The sequence below is a fragment of the Nocardia sp. CA-084685 genome, from assembly GCF_050955785.1.
Taxonomy (GTDB): domain Bacteria; phylum Actinomycetota; class Actinomycetes; order Mycobacteriales; family Mycobacteriaceae; genus Nocardia.
This window is the reverse complement of record NZ_CP192094.1, coordinates 1,598,118-1,618,549: the sequence shown is the minus strand read 5'-3', so window position 1 is coordinate 1,618,549 and position 20,432 is coordinate 1,598,118. Positions and strand designations below refer to the sequence as shown.

The window sequence follows — 20,432 nt, the reverse complement described above, 5'->3', positions numbered from 1 at the left end:
GCGCGACCGCGATAGCCCCCTCGGCACGCACCACGCACCACACGCCGATAGGTCACCGCCATCCCAGCGCGACCGCGATAGCCCCCTCGGCACGCACCACGCACCACACGCCGATAGGTCACCGCTGTACCGCCGCGACGGCGATAGCCGATTCCGCGCGCATGTCCCGTCGATAGGCGAGGTTGATCCGAGCAGCACCCCAGGACAGCGACCAGATGAGAATCAGCGAGCAGACGAGTACGACCAGCGATGCCGCATCGATCAGCCACGAGGGGCGATCGAATGAGCGTTCACGTTGGAGCACGGTGATTTCGGGGGCGAAGGGGCGCGTGAACTGGTCCAGTGCCGGAACTTCGGCGGCGTCTATGCCGGTGTCGTGTGGCATGTAGATCGGTAGTGCGGTCAGCATTCGGCCGTCGTGCACCCGCAGGATCGTCTTCCAATCGCCGTACGCCGGCACCGGTTTCGTGCTGAGATAGTGCCCCTCGCCGACCCGGCGCAACTGATCGATCACCAGTCCGCGACCAGGGCTCGAGGACCCGATACCACCCTGCCAGGCCAGAATCTGCACCCACTCGGGATCAGCACCCACCAAATCCTTCGGCGTCAGCGTGATATCAGCGTTGACCATCCGGCCGTCGTATGCCGCTGCCGCGTCACGCAATTGAACCGTCGCGGAAGCGTTTTCCGGAACGTCCACGCGCAGGCCATTCGCGGTGGCAGCCGCGGTGATCAGCACCGCGGCTATCACGATGCCACGGCGAATCGCGATACGCGGGAGCTCTTCGCCCCGCAGGACCATGCCGAGCAGCGCGCCGACCGCACCACCAGCGACACCCACCGGCACCGCCATCGCCGATAGCTCCGGCCACATTCCAGTCGGCCAGGAGTCAACGAACATCCCTGCCACCCAGAGCGATTCGAGCCAGAGCCCGAGGGTGGCCGCGACCAGTCCGGTCAGCGCTCCCCACCAGACGGGTCTGGTCATAGGCAGCAGCGCCATCAGTTCCACGATCAACGCGATACCGAGATACAGCGGAAATACGTTGTGCGGCGCAGCGAGCAGTGGACCGACCAAGACCGCCACAACGGTGCGGACACAGATCGCGAACACCACCGCCGCCAATGCACCGCCGCGGCCGAGCGTGTAGCGGGCCGAAATCAGCGCGATCGTACTCGCGGCCGCGATCAGCATCGGCTGGAAAACGAGACGGAATTGTTCGACGCCGAAATCGAATTCGACCTGATACACCGACAGGCCGATCAGCAGGCCGCCGAAGGCGAAGGTGCGGATCAGCCACAGCAGTGGTCCGTCGGTGCGCTCCTGATCGGGACGGTCCAAGCGGCCTTCGAATTCCAGCAGCAGCACGGCGACCAGTGACAAACCGGCGCCCCCGATCAACATCAGATGCGTGGGACCCCACAGGGTGACGTCCTGGCCGAATAGCCGGTGCCAGATGTCGTCCAGTGGGAAGCCGATGAGCGCATACAGTCCTGCGCCGGCCATCAGCACCCCGCCGACCGGGGCGTACCAGTTGCCGGTAATCCGAATCGCGGCCGGACCCGGTTTCTCGTCCAGCGGCAGGATCATGGCCAGCATTCCGGCCATGAATAGGAAGAACAGGCCGATCATGATGAAGTAGTGCGCCGGATTCGCCAGCGGACCCTCGTCGCGGCCCTTACCGATGTGCAGGCTCACATCCCAGATGAAGCCGAATAGCGCGGTGAGAATGGTGGCGATAAACAATGCGAGCGGTAGCGCTACCCAGCCCGGCCGGTTACTGAGCCGTCCGAGTCGATCGGCGGCGGTTCGCAGCCAGGTGATGCGACGGGTGCGGTGCAGATACCCGACCACGACCAGCACGCCCGCGATGGCGAGCGCCGTGCCGGTCAGCACGGCAACTTGGTCGAGTGCGGCTCCACCGCCCTCGGACCCGCGCGCAAATAACGCCGTTACCTGCCTCATCACCTGGCGCTTTCCGGTGTTCGCGATCTTCGCGCGGCTGGCCGTGCCCGGTCCACTCCGTTGTGGGCCTCGTCCTCGTTGACGGTGCTGGTCAGCCCCGCGTATCGTTTGGACCTTCGATTTGGCGAAGGTCGGCATGTATGTCGCATACCCGCTGACGAGCCGGCCAATCCGGTGCCGGCGAGCGCCCAGGCGCAGTGCCTAAACTCCCAGCCAACAAGCACTTTCGGTGCCCGTTTGCATCGGGTGATGCCGGGTAGTTGCCGAATATGGGTAGGCGTGATGGTTCGGCACCGTGGTGGATCGAGGCGCCGGCGGCGGCGATAACCGGTGCGGTGCGCACCGGGGTTTCGACCGCCGTCGGACTGGGCGTACACCTCGTCGAGGCACCCTTGCATGCGGCGCAGTCCGTGACGGATGCCGCGACATCGCTCATCGACACGACCACCGCCGGAGTCGACGAATTGGCTTCCACGCCGGAGAGCCCGCTAGGCGAGGATCTGCTGGATCTGGTCGATCCGCATGAGCGACGGGCGCACCGTCGGGTGGCCCTACACGATAACAAGGCGACGATCGAGGTGCGCGGCCTGAGCTCCGAGCGCGGCGCGGCCTTGGCGCGGACGCTGGACGAGCGGCTCGGCAAGTTGCGCGGTGTGCGGTGGTCGCAGGTCAATGCGGTGACCGGTCGGGTGGTCGCCACGCTGCGCGACGGCGCGACCGCACTACCGGAACTGCTCGAGGCCATCGAGGGAATCGAGGCCGACAACAATGTCGCCGAAGTGGACTGGAGTCGCAGCATCGAATATCCCGAGGATCGGGAACCCTTGCTGGCGGCGGGAATTCAGGTAGCAAGCGAGGTATTCGCCATTGCGGTGTCAACGGTCGGCGCGCGGCTACCCTTCGGTGGCCCGGCGCGCGTGGTCCGAGCGACGGCCACCTTCGTCGACACCCAACCGCGATTGCGCAGGGTACTGGAATCGCGGTTCGGGCGCTCCCGCGCCGATATGGCCCTCACCATCGTCACCGCCATCGGAACCGCATTCGGCGAGGACGCCGCCGATGGAGTTTCGAGTCTGCTGGCCGACACCGCCCAGCGCACCTTCCTACTCGGCGAGGCGATCGCCCAGCGTTTGGAGTGGCGCAACTGGGAGTCCGAAATGGTGGGCCGCGAAAACCCCGACGTAACCGAACCCCTACCGCCCTACACGCGCCCCACCGACCTGGCGGGCGGCCCGATCGAGCGCGTCGCCGACGAAACCGCAGCAGGCTCGCTCCTCGGCACCGCCGCCTTGGCCGGCCTCGGTCGCCTCGGCGATGCCGCCGACGTCCTCGGGCTCGGCGCACCGAAGGCGGCCCGAGCCTGCCGCGAGGCCTACGCCGCCAGCGTGAACATGGTCCTCGCGCGCCAGGGGGTACTGACATTGCACCGAGGTGCATGGCGACGTCTGGACCGACTCACCACGCTGGTGGTCGACGGCGAAGCGCTATTGACGTCACGTCGACTGGTACTCGATGTCGAGTCGACCGATGACGAGTGGTCGACGGGGAAGGTGTGGAGCGCGGCCCAGCGATTGCTGTGGTCCTCGGATTCCGATGAGGAGACCGCATCGGAGCATGCGGCGCTGCGACTGGTGCATCCGCAGAGCGGGGCTGGTGATCGCGGTGCCACCATTCGTCCGGTCTGGCGCGAATTGCGCGACGGTGATCGCACGCTGGGGCGGGTGCTGCTCGGACGGGAGCTCGAGCCGAGTGCGCACGATGTGTTGACCGCGGCGCGGCGGGCCGGGTTGCGGGTGGTGCTCGTCGCGCATGAGGATGCGAACGAATTGCGGTCGCTCGCCGATGAATTCGTTTCCGCGGCGACGTCGATGAGCAAGCTGGTCGAGCGGCTGCATCAGGACGGGCAGGTGGTGGCGGTGGTGAGCACCTGCGCCCATAAAGCGTTGGCCCGAGCCGATGTGGCGCTCGGATTGTTCAGGGCCGATCGCTGCGAACCACCGTGGGCCGCCGATGCCATCTGCCGGGATCTCGACCAGGTACAGCGCGTACTGGCGACGGTCGCGCCCGCGCGGCAGGTCAGCGAGCGCGGGCGTACCCTGGCGCTGTCGGCGTGCGCGCTCGGCGGCCTGCTGCTCGCCGTCACCCCCACCCGGAGGGCTCGGACAACACCGATGGTCGCCGCCCAGCTGACTGCGCTGATGTCCGGTGCGCGCAACGGCATTCGAGCTGCCACCTCCGCACCGCCCACCACCATCGCACCCCTATTGCCTTGGCACGCACTGGAACCCAGTGAAGTGCTAGCACGCCTACCGCAACCTCCGGCACTCGACGAACGCTCGATCCCGGCCCGAGCCGAACAGGGCTTGATCACGAAAACCTTCGCACCGCTGACATCCTTCGGCCGCCACCTGCGCCATGAGCTGGATGATCCGCTTACACCGATCCTCAGCGTCGGCGCCGTCGCCACCGCCATACTCGGCGCGCCGTCCGATGCCATCCTTCTCGCCTCGGTGCTCACGGTGAATGCGGTGATATCGGCCGCCCAGCGGCAGCGCGCCGAGAGCGAATTGCAAGACCTGCTCGAAGGCGAACAACTCACCGGCCGGCTGATCGACCGCGCGGCGATCGAAGAGTCCGATCAGGCCGAAGAATCCGTGCCGGCAGACGCTCTCGCCATCGGCGACATCTTGGCCGTCCGCGCGGGCGATGTCGTGCCCGCGGATGCGCGACTGCTGCGCGTGGACGAACTGGAAATGGACGAATCCGGTCTGACCGGTGAATCGGTGACGGTCACTAAGGATCTCGCCGCCACACCCAGCGCGGATCTCGGCGAACGCGCCTGCATGATCTTCGCGGGAAGCACCGTCGTGAACGGACGGGGACTGGCCGTCGTAGTTGCCGTGGGCTCCGACACTCAGGCCGGACGCGCGACCGCGGGTGCGGTGCCGCCGGATAAGGGCGGCGTGCAGGCCCAGCTGCGCCAGCTCACTAATCGCGCGTTGCCACTGACCCTTTCGGGTGGGGCGCTGGTCACCGCGCTGGGTGGACTGCGCGGGCAAATGCTGCGCAATGCGATCGCCGACGGCGTAGCGGTCGCGGTGGCCGCGGTGCCGGAAGGATTGCCCCTGGTCGCCACCGTGGCGCAGTTGGCGGCCGCGCGTCGACTGTCGCGCTACGGCGTGCTGGTCCGCGCCAGCCGAACGGTCGAGGCGCTCGGTCGCGTCGACACCCTGTGCTTCGACAAAACCGGCACCCTGACCGAAGGACGGCTGCGGCTCACAATGCTGGCCGACTTGGACAACCAGTGGTCACCCGATGAAGACTCCGACGATGCGCGCCGACTGCTGCGCGCCGCCGCCCGCGCCTGCCCGGATCCCGACGATGGACCGGTGCTGCACGCCACCGACCGCGCGGTCCTGGATGCCGCCGAAAGCCTCGGCGGCGATGCGCACGGGTGGGATCCGATCGAGGAGATCCCGTTCGAATCCAATCGCGGCTATGCCGCGGTGCTCGGCCAGACGACGCGCCGGCTGCACCTGATCGTCAAGGGCGCACCGGAGGTGGTACTTCCCCGCTGCACCAAAGCTCCTACCGCGGAACCATTCTCGGACGACGTGCGCAAGCAGGCGCGGGAAGTCATCGACGACCTCGCCGAACAAGGTCTGCGCGTGCTCGTCGTCGCCCGCCGCGACCTGTCCGACGAGCCAGAAGATGTCGAAGGTGCCGTCGAGAAACTAACGCTGCTCGGCTTCCTCGGCATCGCCGACACCCCGCGCCCACAGACGCTGCCGCTGGTCACCGCCTTGCAGGACAACGGAATCAGCGTGCGCATGATCACCGGCGACCATCCGGTCACGGCGGCGGCGGTGGCCGACCAACTCGGCATTGCCGTGGATACCGTCACCACCGGTGCCGATCTGGATCGGCTCGACGATACCGAGCAGGCCGAACTCATCGAACGCAGCACCGTCTTCGCCAGGGTCGGTCCGGAGCAGAAGGTGCGCATCGTGGCCGCGCTGCGCCGCAATGGACATGTGGTCGGCATGACCGGCGACGGCAGCAATGACGCCGCGGCCATTCGCAGCGCCGACATCGGAATCGGTTTGGCCGCACGAGGCTCCGCGGCCGCCCGCAATGCCGCGGATCTGGTGCTCACCGATCCGAATCCGCTCGCACTTCTGCACGCGGTGGTGGAGGGACGCGGTATGTGGCAGCGCATTACCGACGCGGTGGGCGTGCTGGTCGGCGGCAATGCCGGGGAGATCGCGTTCACCATCTACGGCACGGTGGTCGGTGGGCGGGCACCGCTGGGCACCAGGCAATTCCTGCTGGTGAACATGCTCACCGATATGTTTCCCGCACTGGCCCTTGCCCTTTCACGCGATCGCGACAGTCCCGATCCGCGCGATGCGGAGCACGGTGCCGAGCAGCGGGCGCGGCAATTGGCCGAAATCCCGCCTGCTAGTTTGGGTCCTGATCTCGCCCGCACGATCGCGGTGCGCGGCATAGCCACCGCGGCGGGCGCCTGCACCGCGTGGACGGTCGGCCGGTACACCGGAACCGAGCGCCGCGCGGCCACCATCGGACTAGTGGCGCTAATCGGTACCCAGCTCGGCCAGACACTCCTCTCCGGCGGCCGCAGTCCCCTGGTCTGGGTCACGACCGCCGCCAGTGGGTTGGTTCTCGGCGCGGTGGTCATGGTGCCAGGGCTGTCTGCCTATTTCGGTTGCACGCCACTAGGTCCCGTCGGCTGGACCATCGCCACAACCTCCGCGGCCGCAGCAACTGCGGGCTCAACGGTTCTTCCGCGTCTACTGCCCGGCGATCGAGAAGGGTGACCACCCGTTATCTTTCACGCCAGAGCCACTGGCGACCACTACACCCATCCGGTGGCAACCAGTCCGGCGACCACTGCCGCACCGAAGACCAGCCAGGCGGCATAATCACCTACATGCCCGCTGTGCAGCCGATGTAATGCGGTCACGGTCACGATAACCGGGCGTAGCGGCGGCTTTCCGCGAGCACGCAACGTGCCGAGGTGTAGTGCGGCAAGTGCCGTGAGCACCGCCAAGACGGTGGACAACAGACTCAGCGCCAAGCCTGCTCCGGTCCATTCGATATGGGGAGCTGCACCGGAGTGGCCGGTCGTATTGCCGAGCAGCGCCGCCGCCCGGTAAGCCTCGGGATCGACGAAAGTCGCGGCCGCGGGCCCGATGGCTCTGGTGAAATCGGTGGGCAGACCGAGTAACAGCGCGACGAGCAACAAGGCCAACACCGCACCCGTCATCGTGATCGGCGTCCTGTCGCGCGGCGCCGCGACATCGGGCACCTCGTATTCCCCGGTCGTCTCCTCGGGATCCAACTTGTGCTCGGGCACCTCGCCCACACCGAAACACACCCGTAGCCCCGCACGCAACGCCGCCCCTCCGGTCAAGGCCGACACAAGGATTACCAGCGCGACCAGGAAAATCGACGCACCGGATTCCTCGAGTAACGCCTTACCGAGCCCCGAACCGAATGGCGGCAGCCCGGCCAACACCAACGCCGAAAGCACAAACAGCACACCGATAGTTCGCTGACCTCGCGCCCGCCCGTGCAAACTGAACTCGTCCACACTGCGATACCGCGACAGCAACACGCCGGTCAGCAGGAACAACGCACCCTTGACCGCAGCGTGCCCCGCGAGATACAGCGCCGATGCCGCAACACCGAGCGGTGACAGCGCGGCTAGACCGAGAATGAACAATCCGATATGCGCGATCGTCGAGTACGCGAGCAGCCGTTTGATATGCCGTTGCAGCACACACATCACCGCACCGAGCACAGCGGTAAAAACGCCGAGCACCAACAGCATTCGACGCACCCCTGGAGCGGGAAGCACAGTATCGAACACCGTCCAATACACCCGTGCCAGCCCATAAACACCCAACGGTGCCATCACACCCGAGAACAGCACACAGACCGGCGACGGTGCGACAGCATGCGCATCCGCCAACCAGAAATGGAACGGCACCGCCGCCGCCTTGACCAGCCATCCGGTGGTGATCAGCACGAATGCCGCCAAAACAAGAGCGTCACCTGTGCGCCCTTCGACCGCAATTCCCAACTGTGCCAGTCCCAGCTGCCCGGTCCGCGCATACAGTAGGCCGATTCCGAACAGGCAGAGATACGCGCCGAGTGAATTGACCACCCCGAAGTTCAATCCGGCCTGGACGGATTCGGGTTCCTCGATCTTGAGTCCGGTCAACGCATAGGCCGCCACACCCATCAGTTCGAAGAAGACGAACATGTCGAAAAGATCACCGGTCAGCGCGAATCCGGTCATCCCGGTGGCAAAGAGCAGCACCAGCGCCGGATAGTGCGCATGCAGATTGTCGAAGTACCGCCAGCCGAACAGCAACGCGGTCGCGGTGAGCAATGCGATCAGCAAAGCCATCGCGGCACCGAGCCGATCGGCGACCAACACGATACCGACGGTCAGTCCCGGTCGCGGCTCCCAACCACCGGACCAGGACACCACCGTGCCCGCACCGGTCTCATAGAGCAGCAATCCGGCCAGGACCGTCTCGGCGAGCGCGGTCCCGGTGCCGATCACATCGATCAGCAACCTCGGCAAGATGCGCCCGAGAGCGAGCAGTACACACGAACCGGCAACCGGCAGCGCGATCAGGAGTGCCGGCAGTGCCTGATCGAGGGGCACCATCACCCACGCAGCGCGTGCAGTTCGTCGGGTTCGACGGTGCCGTGGCGCTTCGCGATCTGCACGACCAGCGCCAGCAGCAATGCGGTCACCGTCGCGGAGACGACGATGTCGGTCAGCGCCATCGCCTGCACCACCGGGTCGACCACCGCGGCACCCGGTGGATTCACGGACCCGAAAATCGGTGCGGATGCGCCCTTTTGGTAGCCGATGGCCAATAGCAGGACATAGGTTCCCGATTGTCCGATGGATACGCACACCACGGTGTGCACCAGATGTCTGCTGCGTACCACGCCGTAGCTGCCGATCAGCAAGAGCCAACCGGCGATTACGTAGGGAAATACGGTCATCGCGACGCCCGCCTCTCCGTAGTCAGATACTCGTCGAGGAACTGCGCGAGCAGTACGACGACACCACTGCCGACCGCGAGTCCGACCGCCATGCTGAACAGCGGCAGCGTACCGGCCGACAGCAGGCGGCCGAATTGCCCGAGCGGCAGAATATTCGCCAGATACCCAGCGCCACTGAGAATTCCGGCCAGACCGAGGGCGACCACCGTGCCCATGCCCACCGCCTCGCCGAACTCGTACCAGACCAGCGGACGCACCCGCCGCAACGCGCGATAATCGCCAGCCACGTACAGCAGGTGCAGGCCGGTGGCCAACACCACGCCGCCTTGGAAGCCACCGCCCGGCGTGAGGTGTCCGTGCACAACCACATCCGCACCGATCATCAGCGTCACCGGCAGCAAGGCATAGCCCAGGAATCGTGTCGCCTGCATAATGCGACCGACATCGTCGGACTTTCGTTGCGGCCGCCGCCCTGCCGGACGCAAGAGAGTCGCGGCCCCGAGCACCGCGGCCACCAGAATGGCCTCCTCGCCGAAGGTATCCAGGCCACGCTGATCGAAATTGACCGAGGAAACCGCATTCGGACTGTGCTGCTCCAGCGACGCTCGGACCGCGGCGTCCCGGTACGGATGGTCGGTACCGCCGAACCCGGGCATCCGCAAAAGCGCGAGTCCGAGCAATACGACAAGCCCGCCTGCGCCGACGAGGAAGATCACCAGTCGCGCACCGTACTTCACGACCGTCGCCTCCGCTCCACGGCACGCACAGCGAGCAACACCATCAGCGGCACCACCGCCGTACCCACCGCAACCTGCGACAACGCCACATCCGGCGCGCCGAGCACGAGAAATGCCGGTGTCAACAGCGCACCGAATACCGCCAGCGATACCGCCTGCCGCTGCGGCTGGTCGGTGAATACGACCACCGTGCCCGCCACCGCGACCAGTCCGAGCGTGATCACAATCAGGGCGCTCATTGTGGTGCCTCGATCCTGCCGTCGGTGCGGGCATTGAGCCTGCCGATGGCGGCACCGAGTACAGGTGCGGTGAGTGCCAGCAGTAGCAGGGTGACCACGACGATCGCCGTGGTCAGCCCGGGCCCCTCCGCGATCAGCACCGCGAGCGCGATGAAGGGTCCGGCGACCGAGCTGATAATCGATGAATAGTGCAGTCGCGCATAGACCGAACGCGGTCGGAGTGCCGCCACCGAGGCGGCCACCGCGACCAGCGTGCCGATCGCCAGCAGTGCGTCGAGGAAGAACCTAGTCATCGCGCACTCCCAACAGGCGCGTGAAAACGAGTATGCCCGCGAAGGACAGCAGGACCGCCACCAACGGCACGATCAGATAGTCCGGTCTGCCGAGTCCCAGACTCAGCGATATCAAGACGAAAATCAACAGCGAGCTGACCAATTGCAGCCCCACGAGCCGATGCGCCGCCGTGCCCCGACTGGACAGCAGCAGCGCAGGCCCGATCCCACCGACCAGCAGCACGCCCGATGCGACCAGCCAGGGCACGGTGGACATGTCGATCAGCCCCCGAACATCCGCCGCAGTCGGATCGCTGGTGTCGCGAATACATGCAGCAGCAGCTCATCGTCGACATCGATGACCACCGAGCCCGGCGTCGCCGAGAGCACACCGGTGATCAATGCCGCCCGCCCCGCCCGCCGCCGCGCATCGGTCTCCGCGTCCAGTACGTCCTGCTCGAACCGCCCGACCGGCCTACCACGCGCGGCTATCGACAGGGCGGCCCAGCTATCGCGCACGATCGCGCCGGGCAGCGTGGCCAACGACTGCGCGACCTTGTCGGGCATCCGCCAATTACCCCGCACCGCAATACGTCCCACACGTCCCGCCCAGGCAGCAGGTAATGCGAGCACGGCCGCCGCGAGCAGCTCTTGAAGACTGAACGTGGTCAGCGTCGCCAACCACAGCGACACCAGCACCGCCCACCAGCCGAGAACTTCCGCCACCGCTGCGATGCGCCCGCTCATGTGTCGTCTTCTCGACGCCAGTCCCGCACCGCGTCACGCATCCGGTCGAATATCGCCAGTGGCGGACCGGCCAGCAGATTCGCCAGCGGGGATTCTCCGGTCTTCGGATGCGGGCGCGTCGGCGCGACCGCTTCGGCGGCCCGCACCGAACCCGCCATCCGCTCCAACTGATGCACCGAAAATTGCTGGCGCAAAAGGGCGAATTCCTCGTTCTCTTCGCGGCTGGCATGGTCGATCACCGCGTCGGCGAATGCGGCCAGCTCGGCATCGAAATCCGGATGGTCGACACCGAGGTCGTACAGATTGGCCAGCGCGCACTTGGCGTGGTTCTCCTCATCTCGGCGCTGCCCGACCATCTGGTCTGCCCCGAAACGGGCACGTGCGGCGACGGGATGCACAGCCTCTTCTTCGGCGCTCTCGTGCACCGCGAGCAACCGGACCAGTTCTTTGAACAGCTCCGACTTATCGCCCTGTCCGGACTTCAATTGCGCGAGCAGGCCTTCGATCTGCCGATGCTGTGCCATCAGCAGATCGACGACATCCTCGGTCGCTGGCAGAGTCATGATGACGAACTCCGACGCGGCACGAATTCCTGCAACTTGGCCTTGGCGCCCTGCCACATCAGATGCCAGCCATCCGGATCGCCGCGCATCACCGCCTCGGCGGTGTCCTTCATCTGCTCATAGGTCGCATGCGGTGGGATCGGTGGTACTTCAGGATCGCAGCGTACATCGAGCAGCACCGGCCGATCCGCGCTCAGCGCCTGCCGCCACGCGTCGGCGAGGTTGTCCGGATCGTCGATCGCGATCGACGGCAGACCCATGCAGCGCGCCAGATCCGCGTAGGAGGTTTCCGGAAGTATCTGCGACTCTTCGAATTTCGGAGCGCCGCCCATGGCGCGCAGCTCCCAGGTGACCTGGTTCAGATCGTTATTGTGGAAGACACAGATGACCAGCCGGGGGTCACTCCACTGCCGGTAATAGCGTGCGATGGTGAGCAGTTCGGCCATTCCGTTCATCTGCATGGCGCCGTCACCGACCAATGCGATGGCCGGGCGATCCGGATGCGCGAATTTGGCGCCGATGGCATAGGGCACGCCGGGTCCCATGGTCGCCAGGGTGCCCGACAGCGAGCCGCGCGTACCGATACCGAAGCGCAGGCAGCGGGCGTACCAGTTGGTGGACGAGCCGGAGTCCGCGGTGACGATCGCATTATCCGGAAGCTGTTGTGACAGTTCCCAAACCACGCGCATCGGGTTGACCGGCTTGGCCTGCAGCATCGCCTGCCGCTCGACCGTCTCCCACCAGCGCGCCACATCCCGCTCGATCTTCTCCCGCCAGGAACGGTCCTCCTTGCGGCGCAGCAGCGGAATGAGTTCGGCCAGTGTGGCTTTCGCATCACCGACCAGATTCACCTCGGTCGGATAGCGCATGCCGATCATGGTGCCGTCGATATCGATCTGCACGGCGCGCGCCTGACCGAACTCCGGCATGAACTGGGTGTAGGGGAAATTCGACCCAACGGTGATCAGTGTGTCGCAGTCGCGCATCATTTCATAGCTCGGCCTGGTACCGAGCAACCCGATCGACCCGGTGACGAAGGGCAGATCGTCGGGCAGCACATCCTTGCCGAGCAATGCCTTCGCCACACCCGCACCGGTGAGTTCGGCGAGTTCGACCACCTCGCGCGCGGCCGAGCGCGCGCCCTGACCGACGAGCACCGCGACCTTCGATCCGGCGTCGATGATCTCGGCCGCGCGTTCGATCTCGGGGTACGGTGCGACCACCGTCGCGGTCAACGTATGCGGTGGGCTGGAGGGCACCTGCTTGAACTCGTGTTCGGGCGGTTCGTAGGGTTCTTCCTGTAGATCGGCGGGAATGATCACGGCGGTGGGCGAATGCCGGGTCATCGCCGTGCGAAACGCCCGGTCCAGCGCGTTGGGCAACTGGCTCGAGACATTGACCTCGACCAGATAATCACTGGCGACATCCTTGAACAGGCTCTGCAGGTCGACTTCCTGCTGATAGCTGCCGCCCATGGCGCTGCGCGCGGTCTGACCGACGATCGCGACGACCGGGACATGGTCGAGTTTGGCGTCGTAGAGGCCATTGAGCAGATGGATCGCGCCGGGTCCCGAGGTGGCCGTGCAGACGCCGACCTTCCCACTGAACTTGGCGTAGCCGGTGGCTTGGAACGCCGCCATTTCCTCGTGTCTGGCCTGCACGAATTGCGGCTTGTTATCCGCGCGACCGAAAGCGGCGACCAGACCGTTGATGCCGTCGCCGGGGTATCCGAAGACTTGGTTAACGCCCCACTCCCGTAGTCGTTGCAGGACGTAGTCACCAACCTGCTGCTTCATGAGGATCTCCTGTTGGTGTCCGGGTTGGTCAGACCGGTGATACCCAGCGAATAGGCAGGCAATCAGGGGTGTGCCGCGCACCGAAGTGGGTAGCCGCACTGTGCCGAGATAGGAGGGATGGGGCAAATGACTGATCTCCCGCTGACGCGACTCGCGGCCGAACTCACCGAGCAGGTCTCCGGGGAAGTACGTTTCGATCCCGGATCGAGAGCCACGTACTCCACCGATGCCTCGAACTATCGCGCGGTACCGCTCGGCGTGGTGCTACCGCACACACCCGACGATGCGGCCGCGGCGATCGCGGTGTGCCGCGAGCACGATATGCCCGTGCTCTCGCGCGGCGGCGGCACCAGCCTGGCCGGTCAATGCTGCAATGCGGCGGTCGTGCTGGATTGGAGCAAGTACTGCGATCGGCTGATCTCGGTCGACACGGCGGCCCGCACCGCGATAGTGGAACCCGGCATCGCACTGGACCCGCTGAATGCGCAGTTGGCGCGGTATGACCTGATGGTCGGCCCGAAACCCGCGACGCACGTCAGCTGCACGATCGGCGGCATGATCGGCAACAACTCCTGCGGCTCTACGGCGCAGGCGTACGGGAAGATGGTCGATTCGGTGCGGCGGCTGGAAATCCTGACCTACGACGGGTTACGGGGTTGGGTCGGCGCGGATTCCCAGGATGAGTTTCCCGAACTGCTGGACGGCCTGCGGCGGATCCGCGACGAATACGCGGCGGATATCCGCGCGCACTATCCCGATATTCCGCGCCGCGTGTCGGGCTACAACCTCGATTCCCTACTCCCGGAGCACAGCTTCGATCTCGCGAAACTTCTCGTCGGCAGCGAATCCACGCTGGTGACGGTGCTGCGTGCCGAAATCCAACTCGTGCAACGACCGAAAGCGGTGGCACTGACCGTGCTGGGTTACCCCGATATCTACGATGCCGCCGATGCGGTGCCGATCGTCTTGCAGCACGAGCCCATAGCGCTGGAAGGCGTGGACCACCGGCTGGTCCAACTCGAGCACATCGAACATATGGCCGCCGGCGCCATCGCCCAGCTGCCGGACGGAAAGGGTTGGCTGATGGCGCAATTCGAGGGGGCCGACCAGGACGAAGCCGACCGGCGCGCGCAGGCGATGGTCGAGGAATTGACCGTGAAAACCGGTGCGACCTCGACGATGATCGATGACCCCGCGCGCGAGGCCGAGATCTGGATGGCCAGGGAAGCGGGCCTGGGCGCCACCGCCTATCCGCCCGACAGTCCGGAAACCCATGAGGGTTGGGAGGACGCCGCGGTCCCGCCCGACCGGCTCGGCGAATATCTGCGCGACTTCGAAAGTCTGCTCGCCGATTTCGATTACCAGTCGTCCTCGCTGTACGGCCACTTCGGCCACGGCTGCGTGCACACCCGCATACCGTTCGATCTCCGTAGCGCGGACGGCATTTCGAAGTACCGCAGCTTCGCCGAGCAGAGCGCCCGATTGGTGACGCGGTATGGCGGATCGCTGTCCGGTGAACACGGCGACGGGCAGTCGCGCGGCGAACTGTTGCCGATCATGTTCGGCGATCGGGTCGTCGAGGCGTTCGGCGCGGTCAAACATCTCTTCGATCCGCGCAACCGGATGAATCCCGGCAAGGTCGTACACCCGCGACCACTGGATCAGGACCTACGCCAAGGCGCCGACTATCGGCCGTGGAATCCGGTGACCCACTTCACCTTCCCGGAGGATGACCATCGCTTCAGCCTTGCCGCCGCGCGCTGTGTCGGCGTCGGCAAGTGCCGCGGTCACGAGGGCGGCGTAATGTGCCCGAGCTACCGGGCGACCAGGGAGGAGGAGCACTCCACCCGTGGCCGCGCGCGACTGCTGTTCGAAATGCTGCAGGGCGAGGTCATCACCGATGGCTGGCGCTCGACCGAGGTCCGCGATGCCCTCGATCTGTGCCTGGCCTGCAAAGGCTGTCGCAGCGACTGTCCGGTCGATGTCGATATGGCCACCTACAAGGCCGAATTCCTCTCCCACCACTACGAACACCGCGTCCGGCCGATGGCGCACTACTCGATGGGCTGGATCCCGCTGTGGGCCCGCATCGCCACGGCCGTGTCCGCACCGGCCAATGCGCTGGCGCAGAGCCGCGGGCCGGGTGGACTACTCAAGCGCCTCGGCGGCGTCGACCCGCGCCGGGAACTACCGCGCTTCGCGCGCGAGCGCTTCACCGAGAAGTTCGCCCGCCGCGCACCCGACGAGCGCGGCCACCGTGGCCGAGTGCTGCTGTGGCCCGATACCTTCACCAACAACTTCGCTCCCGAAATAGCCGAAGCCGCGGTGACCGTGCTGGAGGCCGCCGGATTCGAGATCGAAATACCAAGGCGCACAGTGTGTTGCGGGCTGACTTGGATTTCCACCGGCCAACTCCCCACCGCGAAACGCGTACTGCGCCGGACCCTGCGTCAGCTCGAACCCCAATTGCGCTCGAGCACCCCTATCGTCGTACTCGAACCCAGCTGCGCCGCCGTCTTCCGCTCCGATCTCACCGAACTACTCCCCGGTGACGAAGACGCCCACCGCCTAGCGAATCAGGTCCGCACCCTCGGCGAAATCCTCACCGAACAGGCCGACGATTGGGAACCTCCGCGCATCGACGCCCACGCCATGGTCCAACCTCACTGCCACCAGCACGCGATCCTGCACTATGACGCCGACCAAAGGCTTTTGACCGCAACCGGACTCGACGTCGAGGTACTCGATGCCGGATGCTGCGGCCTGGCCGGCAACTTCGGCTTCGAACGCGGCCACTACGACGTCTCGGTAGCCTGCGCGGAAGACAAACTGATGCCGACCATCCGCAACCGCGGCCCCGAAACCCTTGTCCTGGCAGACGGTTTCAGCTGCCGCACCCAAATCGAACACCTGCAACCGCAAGCCCGACCGCAGCACGCGGCACAAGTGCTCGCCGCGGCGCTGCGCAGCGAGTGACTCAGTCGGTGTCGAACAGCCGATCGGCGCGCGGGAGCTGGCCGATGGTGTTGGAGATCTGGGCGACCAGGGCCCAAGGGCGCTGGGTGTCGGTGGTGGCCTTGCCGCTGGTCAGGATCGCACCGGCGAGTCCGCGGGTGGGGTCGGCCCAGCCGTATTGGGTAGTCAGGCCACTGCGGCCGAAGTGCGACTGGGTATTTCTCCCGAACTTCGAGCGACGAGCGCCCAGTTCGAAACCAGCGCGGCTTACGCGTCCGGCCAGGCCAGGTATGCGGGGCGCGGGGCGGATGGCATCGCGAAGGGTTTCGGGCTCGATGATCCGCACACCGTCGAGTTCCCCACCGCGGGCGAGGATTTCGTAGAAGCGGGACAGCTCGTAGGCTGTGGTGACGATATTGCCCGACGGCAGTTCGGCGGTCAGGAAATCCCGATTCGCGGACTTGGCGGTCGCACCGTCCATCCTGCCGCCCAGTGCCTTGCGCGCCAGAAGTATCGACATTCGTGACGGCGGCGGGCCGGTCTTCACGCTGGGCACGACCTTGTCGACATCCTCTGGACGGACCCCGAAGTTGTTCCAGCGGAAGCCCAATGGTTCGAGTATCTGTTCGGCGAGATGTTCGCGCATCGGCTTGCCGGTGGCCCGCCGCACCAGCAGCCGTTGGATCAAACCACCGGTCAATGCGTGATAGACCCGGAACCGACCCGGCCGCCAACTCGGCACCAGATCGGCCAAACCTTGCACGGCCAGCTCCTCGTCGAGCACCAGCTCGACGCCCTTGTACGGCGGCGTAATAAACGGCACACCCGCCGAATGCGACAGCACATCGCCAATGGTGATCGCGTCCTTGCCGTGCGCGGCGAACTCCGGAATGTATTTGCACACTGGATCATTCAGTGCGAACACACCCTGTTCGATCAGCATGAACATCAACGTCGCCGATACACCCTTGGCCGTGGAGAACCCGCAGAACAGCGTCTCCGGCGTCGCGAGCACCCGCTCCGCATCCGGACCGTCTTTCGGCGCATTCCCCCAGCCGTGTCCGATCGCCCGGTTCAGCACAATCTTCCCATTGCGCCGCAGACAGGTCTGAATAGCGGGCGTTGTCCCCAGCCGGTACCACGCCTGGACCGACGCCCACAGTGCCGCGACGTCCGCGTTCGTCAATCCGGCATCGGCCGGATCGTCCTCGTGCCCGACCGTCGTCACCGCGTCCAGATCATCGGCGACGGTCACCAACGCGCCAGGAACCACCTTCATTCGGCCAGCATATCGACGCTGGTCTCGCCCGCGATCGAGCCCACGCTGCGAACCTGGTTTCGCGCGGTGAACCGGGGTACTCGGCGGGCAGGAGGTGTGACATGCCAAAGGAATGGAGCAATAAACAGGAACGGCAGTACGAGCACATCAAGGACTCGGCGGAAGACCGCGGCGAGAGCGAGAAGCGGGCGAAGGAGATCGCCGCGCGGACGGTCAACAAAAACCGCGCCCAATCCGGGCAGTCGAAGACCGCAAGCCGTTCCTCGGTGAAGGACAAGTCGCCACAGCAACGCGGTGGGCAGCGCTCGGGGCGCAGTGGTCCCAAGGGCCCGACCCGCGATCAGCTGTACAACGAAGCCAAAAACCGCAATATCGAGGGCCGCTCGAAGATGAACAAGGGTCAACTCGCGCGGGCCTTGGGCAAGGACTGAGGCGGATATGGCCGTGCCGGGCGCCGCGGAGTTCGTGCCGCCGCACGCGAGCCTAGCCGAGTTGCGGCAGGCCTCGTGCGGCTGCCACGGCTGCGATCTCTACCGGCACGCCACCCAGACGGTTTTCGGCGAAGGCCCGGAAAACGCCGACGTGGTCATGATCGGTGAACAGCCCGGCGACCAGGAGGACGTGCGAGGTCACCCGTTCGTCGGCCCCGCTGGGCGGCTGCTCGACCGGGCGATCGCCGAGGTCGGGATCGACCGCGACCGCATCTACGTGACCAACGCGGTGAAGCACTTCAAATTCGAGGAGCGCGGTAAGCGCCGCATCCACAAACAACCCGGACGCACCGAAATCGTCGCCTGCTCGGCCTGGCTCGAGGCCGAATTGCGGGTCATCGAGCCACAACTGGTGGTCTGTCTCGGCGCGATTGCCGCTAAGGCCGTGCTCGGTCCCTCGTTCAAGGTTTCCGAGCGACGCGGGGAGCTCATATCGATGCCGGATTACGCGGTGTTGGCGACTGTGCATCCGTCGGCGGTGCTGCGGGCACCCGATCGCGAGGAGGCCTATGCCGGATTCCTCGCAGACTTGAAAAGATTGCGAACGGTCTGCGGTGGTATACGACCGATGTGACGGCCGAAAATATCACCCGGCCGCATGTACTGCGCGAATACGCATTCCTCGCGGACGGCGAGCGCGGTGTGCTGGTCGGTCCACACGGAGACTTCGCATGGATGTGTGCCCCGCGCTGGCACAGCGACGCGGTCTTCGCCGCGCTGGTCGGCGGGGACAGCGCGTATTCGGTGACACCGTCCGGGCGGTACGTGTGGGGCGGGTATTACCAGACGGGCACGCTGATCTGGAATTCGCACTGGCTGGTCGGCTCCTCGGTGATCGAATGCCAGGAGGCGCTGGCCTTTCCCGGTGATCCGCATCGGGTGGTTGTGCTGCGCCGGATCGTTGCGGTGCACGGCGATGCCGAGGTCGATGTGGTGCTGCGGCCCGCCGGGCGGTTCGGCAAGGCGAAGGCACATGACCTGCGCCGCACCGACGACGGGGTGTGGCTCGCGCGCGTCGGTGACCTGGCATTGCGTTGGACCGGTGGGGCGTCGGCGTCGGTCCGCGATGACCGGGGCTTGGCCGATCGGATAACACTGCGACAAGGCGAGATTCATGATCTCGTCCTCGAATTGTCCGATATCGCACTGCCCGACAAGCCGCCGGATCCGCACACCGCATGGGCACAGACCGAATCCGCTTGGCAGCGCGAGGTGCCGAAGCTCGGCCCGTGCGCCGCGTCCCGCGATACCGCACAGGCCTATGCGGTCATGCGCGGTATGACCAGTTCCACCAATGGCATGGTCGCCGCGGCCACCACCGGCCTGCCCGAACGCGCGGACCTCGGCGAGAACTACGACTACCGCTATGTGTGGATCCGCGACCAATGCTTCGCCGGTCAGTCGGTGGCGACCGACGGCCCACATCCGTTGTTGGACAATGCCTTACAGTTCGTCGGAGGACGATTACTCGCCGATGGGCCCGCGATACTGCCCGCGTGCACGGTGACCGGCCAACCGATTCCGGAGCCGAGCGAGCTGGACCTACCCGGGTATCCGGGCGGTCGTGCCGTGCTCGGCAACCGGGTGCGTGACCAATCCCAACTCGATGTATTCGGCGAGGCATTACTGTTGTTCGCCGCGGGCGCACGGCACGACCGGCTCACCGAGGACAACCGCAAGGCGATTTCGGTGGCGGTCGCCGCGATTGCCGAACTCTGGCGTCGACCCGATGCGGGTATCTGGGAGATCGAGGACCGGCACTGGACGCATTCCCGGCTGACCTGCGTCAGCGGTCTGCGCGCGGTCGCCGCCACTGCCGAGACCGGTGCCGACCCGGTGTTCTGTACGGCGCTGGCCGATACAATCATGGCCGAAACCGCCCGCACCAGTGTGCATCCCAGCGGCGCCTGGCAGCAGGCCCCGGATGCGGCGGGTGTCGACGCGGCCCTGCTATTGCCTGCCATCCGTGGCGGCGTACCTCTGGACGATCCGCGCAGCCTCACCACCTATCGCACCGTAGAGCGCGAATTGTGCACGGATTACTACGTATATCGCTATCGCCACGACGAGCAGCCGCTGGAGACGAACGAAGGCGCCTTCCTGTTCTGCGGATTCGTCATGGCGATCGCGGCCGCCCAACTGGGACATCATGTTTCGGCGGCACGCTACTTCGAACGCAATCGCGCGGCGTGCGGTACGCCCGGATTGTTCGCCGAGGAATTCGATGTCCGACAGCGTCAGCTGCGCGGCAATATGCCGCAGGCCTTCGTGCACGCGATGCTTTTCGAATCCTCGGTTCAGCTCACCCGATTCGGCGACGACCATGAGTAAGGAGTT

The 20,432-nt window shown here is 65.8% G+C and carries 16 protein-coding genes; 5 read left to right on the top strand and 11 right to left on the bottom strand.

Translation table 11 applies throughout. The features are described 5' to 3' along the window. Positions 1 to 118 precede the first annotated feature (118 nt). Positions 119 to 1,966 (bottom strand): hypothetical protein, encoded by a 1,848-nt coding sequence (locus ACQP2U_RS06930; protein ID WP_433713910.1) that lies wholly within the window; start codon positions 1,964 to 1,966, stop codon positions 119 to 121. A gap of 269 nt (positions 1,967 to 2,235) precedes the next feature. On the opposite strand from ACQP2U_RS06930, the gene ACQP2U_RS06925 reads away from it, so the two are divergent. Next, positions 2,236 to 6,804 (top strand): HAD-IC family P-type ATPase, encoded by a 4,569-nt coding sequence (locus tag ACQP2U_RS06925; protein WP_433713909.1) that lies wholly within the window; start codon positions 2,236 to 2,238, stop codon positions 6,802 to 6,804. Positions 6,805 to 6,842: 38 nt separating this feature from the next. Here ACQP2U_RS06925 and ACQP2U_RS06920 read toward each other — a convergent pair whose 3' ends face one another. Genes ACQP2U_RS06920 through ACQP2U_RS06880 form a run of 9 tightly spaced genes read right to left on the bottom strand, consistent with a single transcriptional unit; the run spans position 6,843 to position 13,370 of the window. Then, positions 6,843 to 8,669 carry a complex I subunit 5 family protein gene (locus tag ACQP2U_RS06920; protein ID WP_433716386.1) on the bottom strand — a complete coding sequence of 609 codons (1,827 nt, stop codon included), beginning with the start codon at positions 8,667 to 8,669 and terminating at the stop codon, positions 6,843 to 6,845. Then, positions 8,669 to 9,016, bottom strand: a complete 348-nt coding sequence (locus tag ACQP2U_RS06915) for a sodium:proton antiporter (protein WP_433713908.1) — start codon at positions 9,014 to 9,016, stop codon at positions 8,669 to 8,671. Before ACQP2U_RS06915 ends, ACQP2U_RS06920 begins: the two co-directional genes overlap by 1 nt. After that, on the bottom strand, positions 9,013 to 9,753 hold the full coding sequence (locus tag ACQP2U_RS06910) for an MnhB domain-containing protein (RefSeq protein WP_433713907.1): 741 nt from the start codon (positions 9,751 to 9,753) through the stop codon (positions 9,013 to 9,015). Before ACQP2U_RS06910 ends, ACQP2U_RS06915 begins: the two co-directional genes overlap by 4 nt. Beyond that, positions 9,750 to 9,992 carry a hydrogenase subunit MbhD domain-containing protein gene (locus ACQP2U_RS06905; protein ID WP_433713906.1) on the bottom strand — a complete coding sequence of 81 codons (243 nt, stop codon included), beginning with the start codon at positions 9,990 to 9,992 and terminating at the stop codon, positions 9,750 to 9,752. Before ACQP2U_RS06905 ends, ACQP2U_RS06910 begins: the two co-directional genes overlap by 4 nt. Next, positions 9,989 to 10,285 (bottom strand): monovalent cation/H(+) antiporter subunit G, encoded by a 297-nt coding sequence (locus ACQP2U_RS06900; RefSeq protein ID WP_433713905.1) that lies wholly within the window; start codon positions 10,283 to 10,285, stop codon positions 9,989 to 9,991. Before ACQP2U_RS06900 ends, ACQP2U_RS06905 begins: the two co-directional genes overlap by 4 nt. Then, entirely contained in the window at positions 10,278 to 10,541 is a 264-nt protein-coding gene (locus ACQP2U_RS06895) for a monovalent cation/H+ antiporter complex subunit F (protein WP_433713904.1), read from the bottom strand. The genes ACQP2U_RS06900 and ACQP2U_RS06895 overlap by 8 nt, the downstream gene beginning before the upstream one ends. Before the next feature lie 5 nt (positions 10,542 to 10,546). Next, positions 10,547 to 11,011 (bottom strand): Na+/H+ antiporter subunit E, encoded by a 465-nt coding sequence (locus ACQP2U_RS06890; RefSeq protein WP_433713903.1) that lies wholly within the window; start codon positions 11,009 to 11,011, stop codon positions 10,547 to 10,549. Continuing rightward, the gene (locus ACQP2U_RS06885; RefSeq protein ID WP_433713902.1) at positions 11,008 to 11,574 is read right to left on the bottom strand and encodes a hemerythrin domain-containing protein; all 567 of its coding nucleotides are present in this window, start codon (positions 11,572 to 11,574) and stop codon (positions 11,008 to 11,010) included. Before ACQP2U_RS06885 ends, ACQP2U_RS06890 begins: the two co-directional genes overlap by 4 nt. Next, the gene (locus ACQP2U_RS06880; RefSeq protein ID WP_433713901.1) at positions 11,571 to 13,370 is read right to left on the bottom strand and encodes a thiamine pyrophosphate-requiring protein; all 1,800 of its coding nucleotides are present in this window, start codon (positions 13,368 to 13,370) and stop codon (positions 11,571 to 11,573) included. Before ACQP2U_RS06880 ends, ACQP2U_RS06885 begins: the two co-directional genes overlap by 4 nt. Positions 13,371 to 13,496: 126 nt before the next feature. Between ACQP2U_RS06880 and ACQP2U_RS06875 the strand changes: the two genes are divergently transcribed. Next, entirely contained in the window at positions 13,497 to 16,346 is a 2,850-nt protein-coding gene (locus ACQP2U_RS06875) for an FAD-binding and (Fe-S)-binding domain-containing protein (RefSeq protein ID WP_433713900.1), read from the top strand. A 1-nt stretch (position 16,347) separates the two neighbouring features. Here the strand turns inward: ACQP2U_RS06875 and ACQP2U_RS06870 are convergent, their stop codons facing one another. After that, positions 16,348 to 17,604: a serine hydrolase domain-containing protein gene (locus ACQP2U_RS06870; protein WP_433713899.1), complete on the bottom strand. Its 1,257-nt coding sequence runs from the start codon at positions 17,602 to 17,604 to the stop codon at positions 16,348 to 16,350. A gap of 101 nt (positions 17,605 to 17,705) precedes the next feature. Here ACQP2U_RS06870 and ACQP2U_RS06865 point away from each other — a divergent pair, with 101 nt between their 5' ends. The 3 genes from ACQP2U_RS06865 to ACQP2U_RS06855 are packed head-to-tail and all read left to right on the top strand — an operon-like array spanning position 17,706 to position 20,426. Further along, positions 17,706 to 18,035 carry a plasmid stabilization protein gene (locus tag ACQP2U_RS06865; protein ID WP_397035075.1) on the top strand — a complete coding sequence of 110 codons (330 nt, stop codon included), beginning with the start codon at positions 17,706 to 17,708 and terminating at the stop codon, positions 18,033 to 18,035. 7 nt (positions 18,036 to 18,042) lie between these two features. Further along, on the top strand, positions 18,043 to 18,669 hold the full coding sequence (locus tag ACQP2U_RS06860; RefSeq protein ID WP_433713898.1) for a UdgX family uracil-DNA binding protein: 627 nt from the start codon (positions 18,043 to 18,045) through the stop codon (positions 18,667 to 18,669). Beyond that, positions 18,666 to 20,426 (top strand): glycoside hydrolase family 15 protein, encoded by a 1,761-nt coding sequence (locus tag ACQP2U_RS06855; protein WP_433713897.1) that lies wholly within the window; start codon positions 18,666 to 18,668, stop codon positions 20,424 to 20,426. Before ACQP2U_RS06860 ends, ACQP2U_RS06855 begins: the two co-directional genes overlap by 4 nt. Positions 20,427 to 20,432 lie beyond the last annotated feature (6 nt).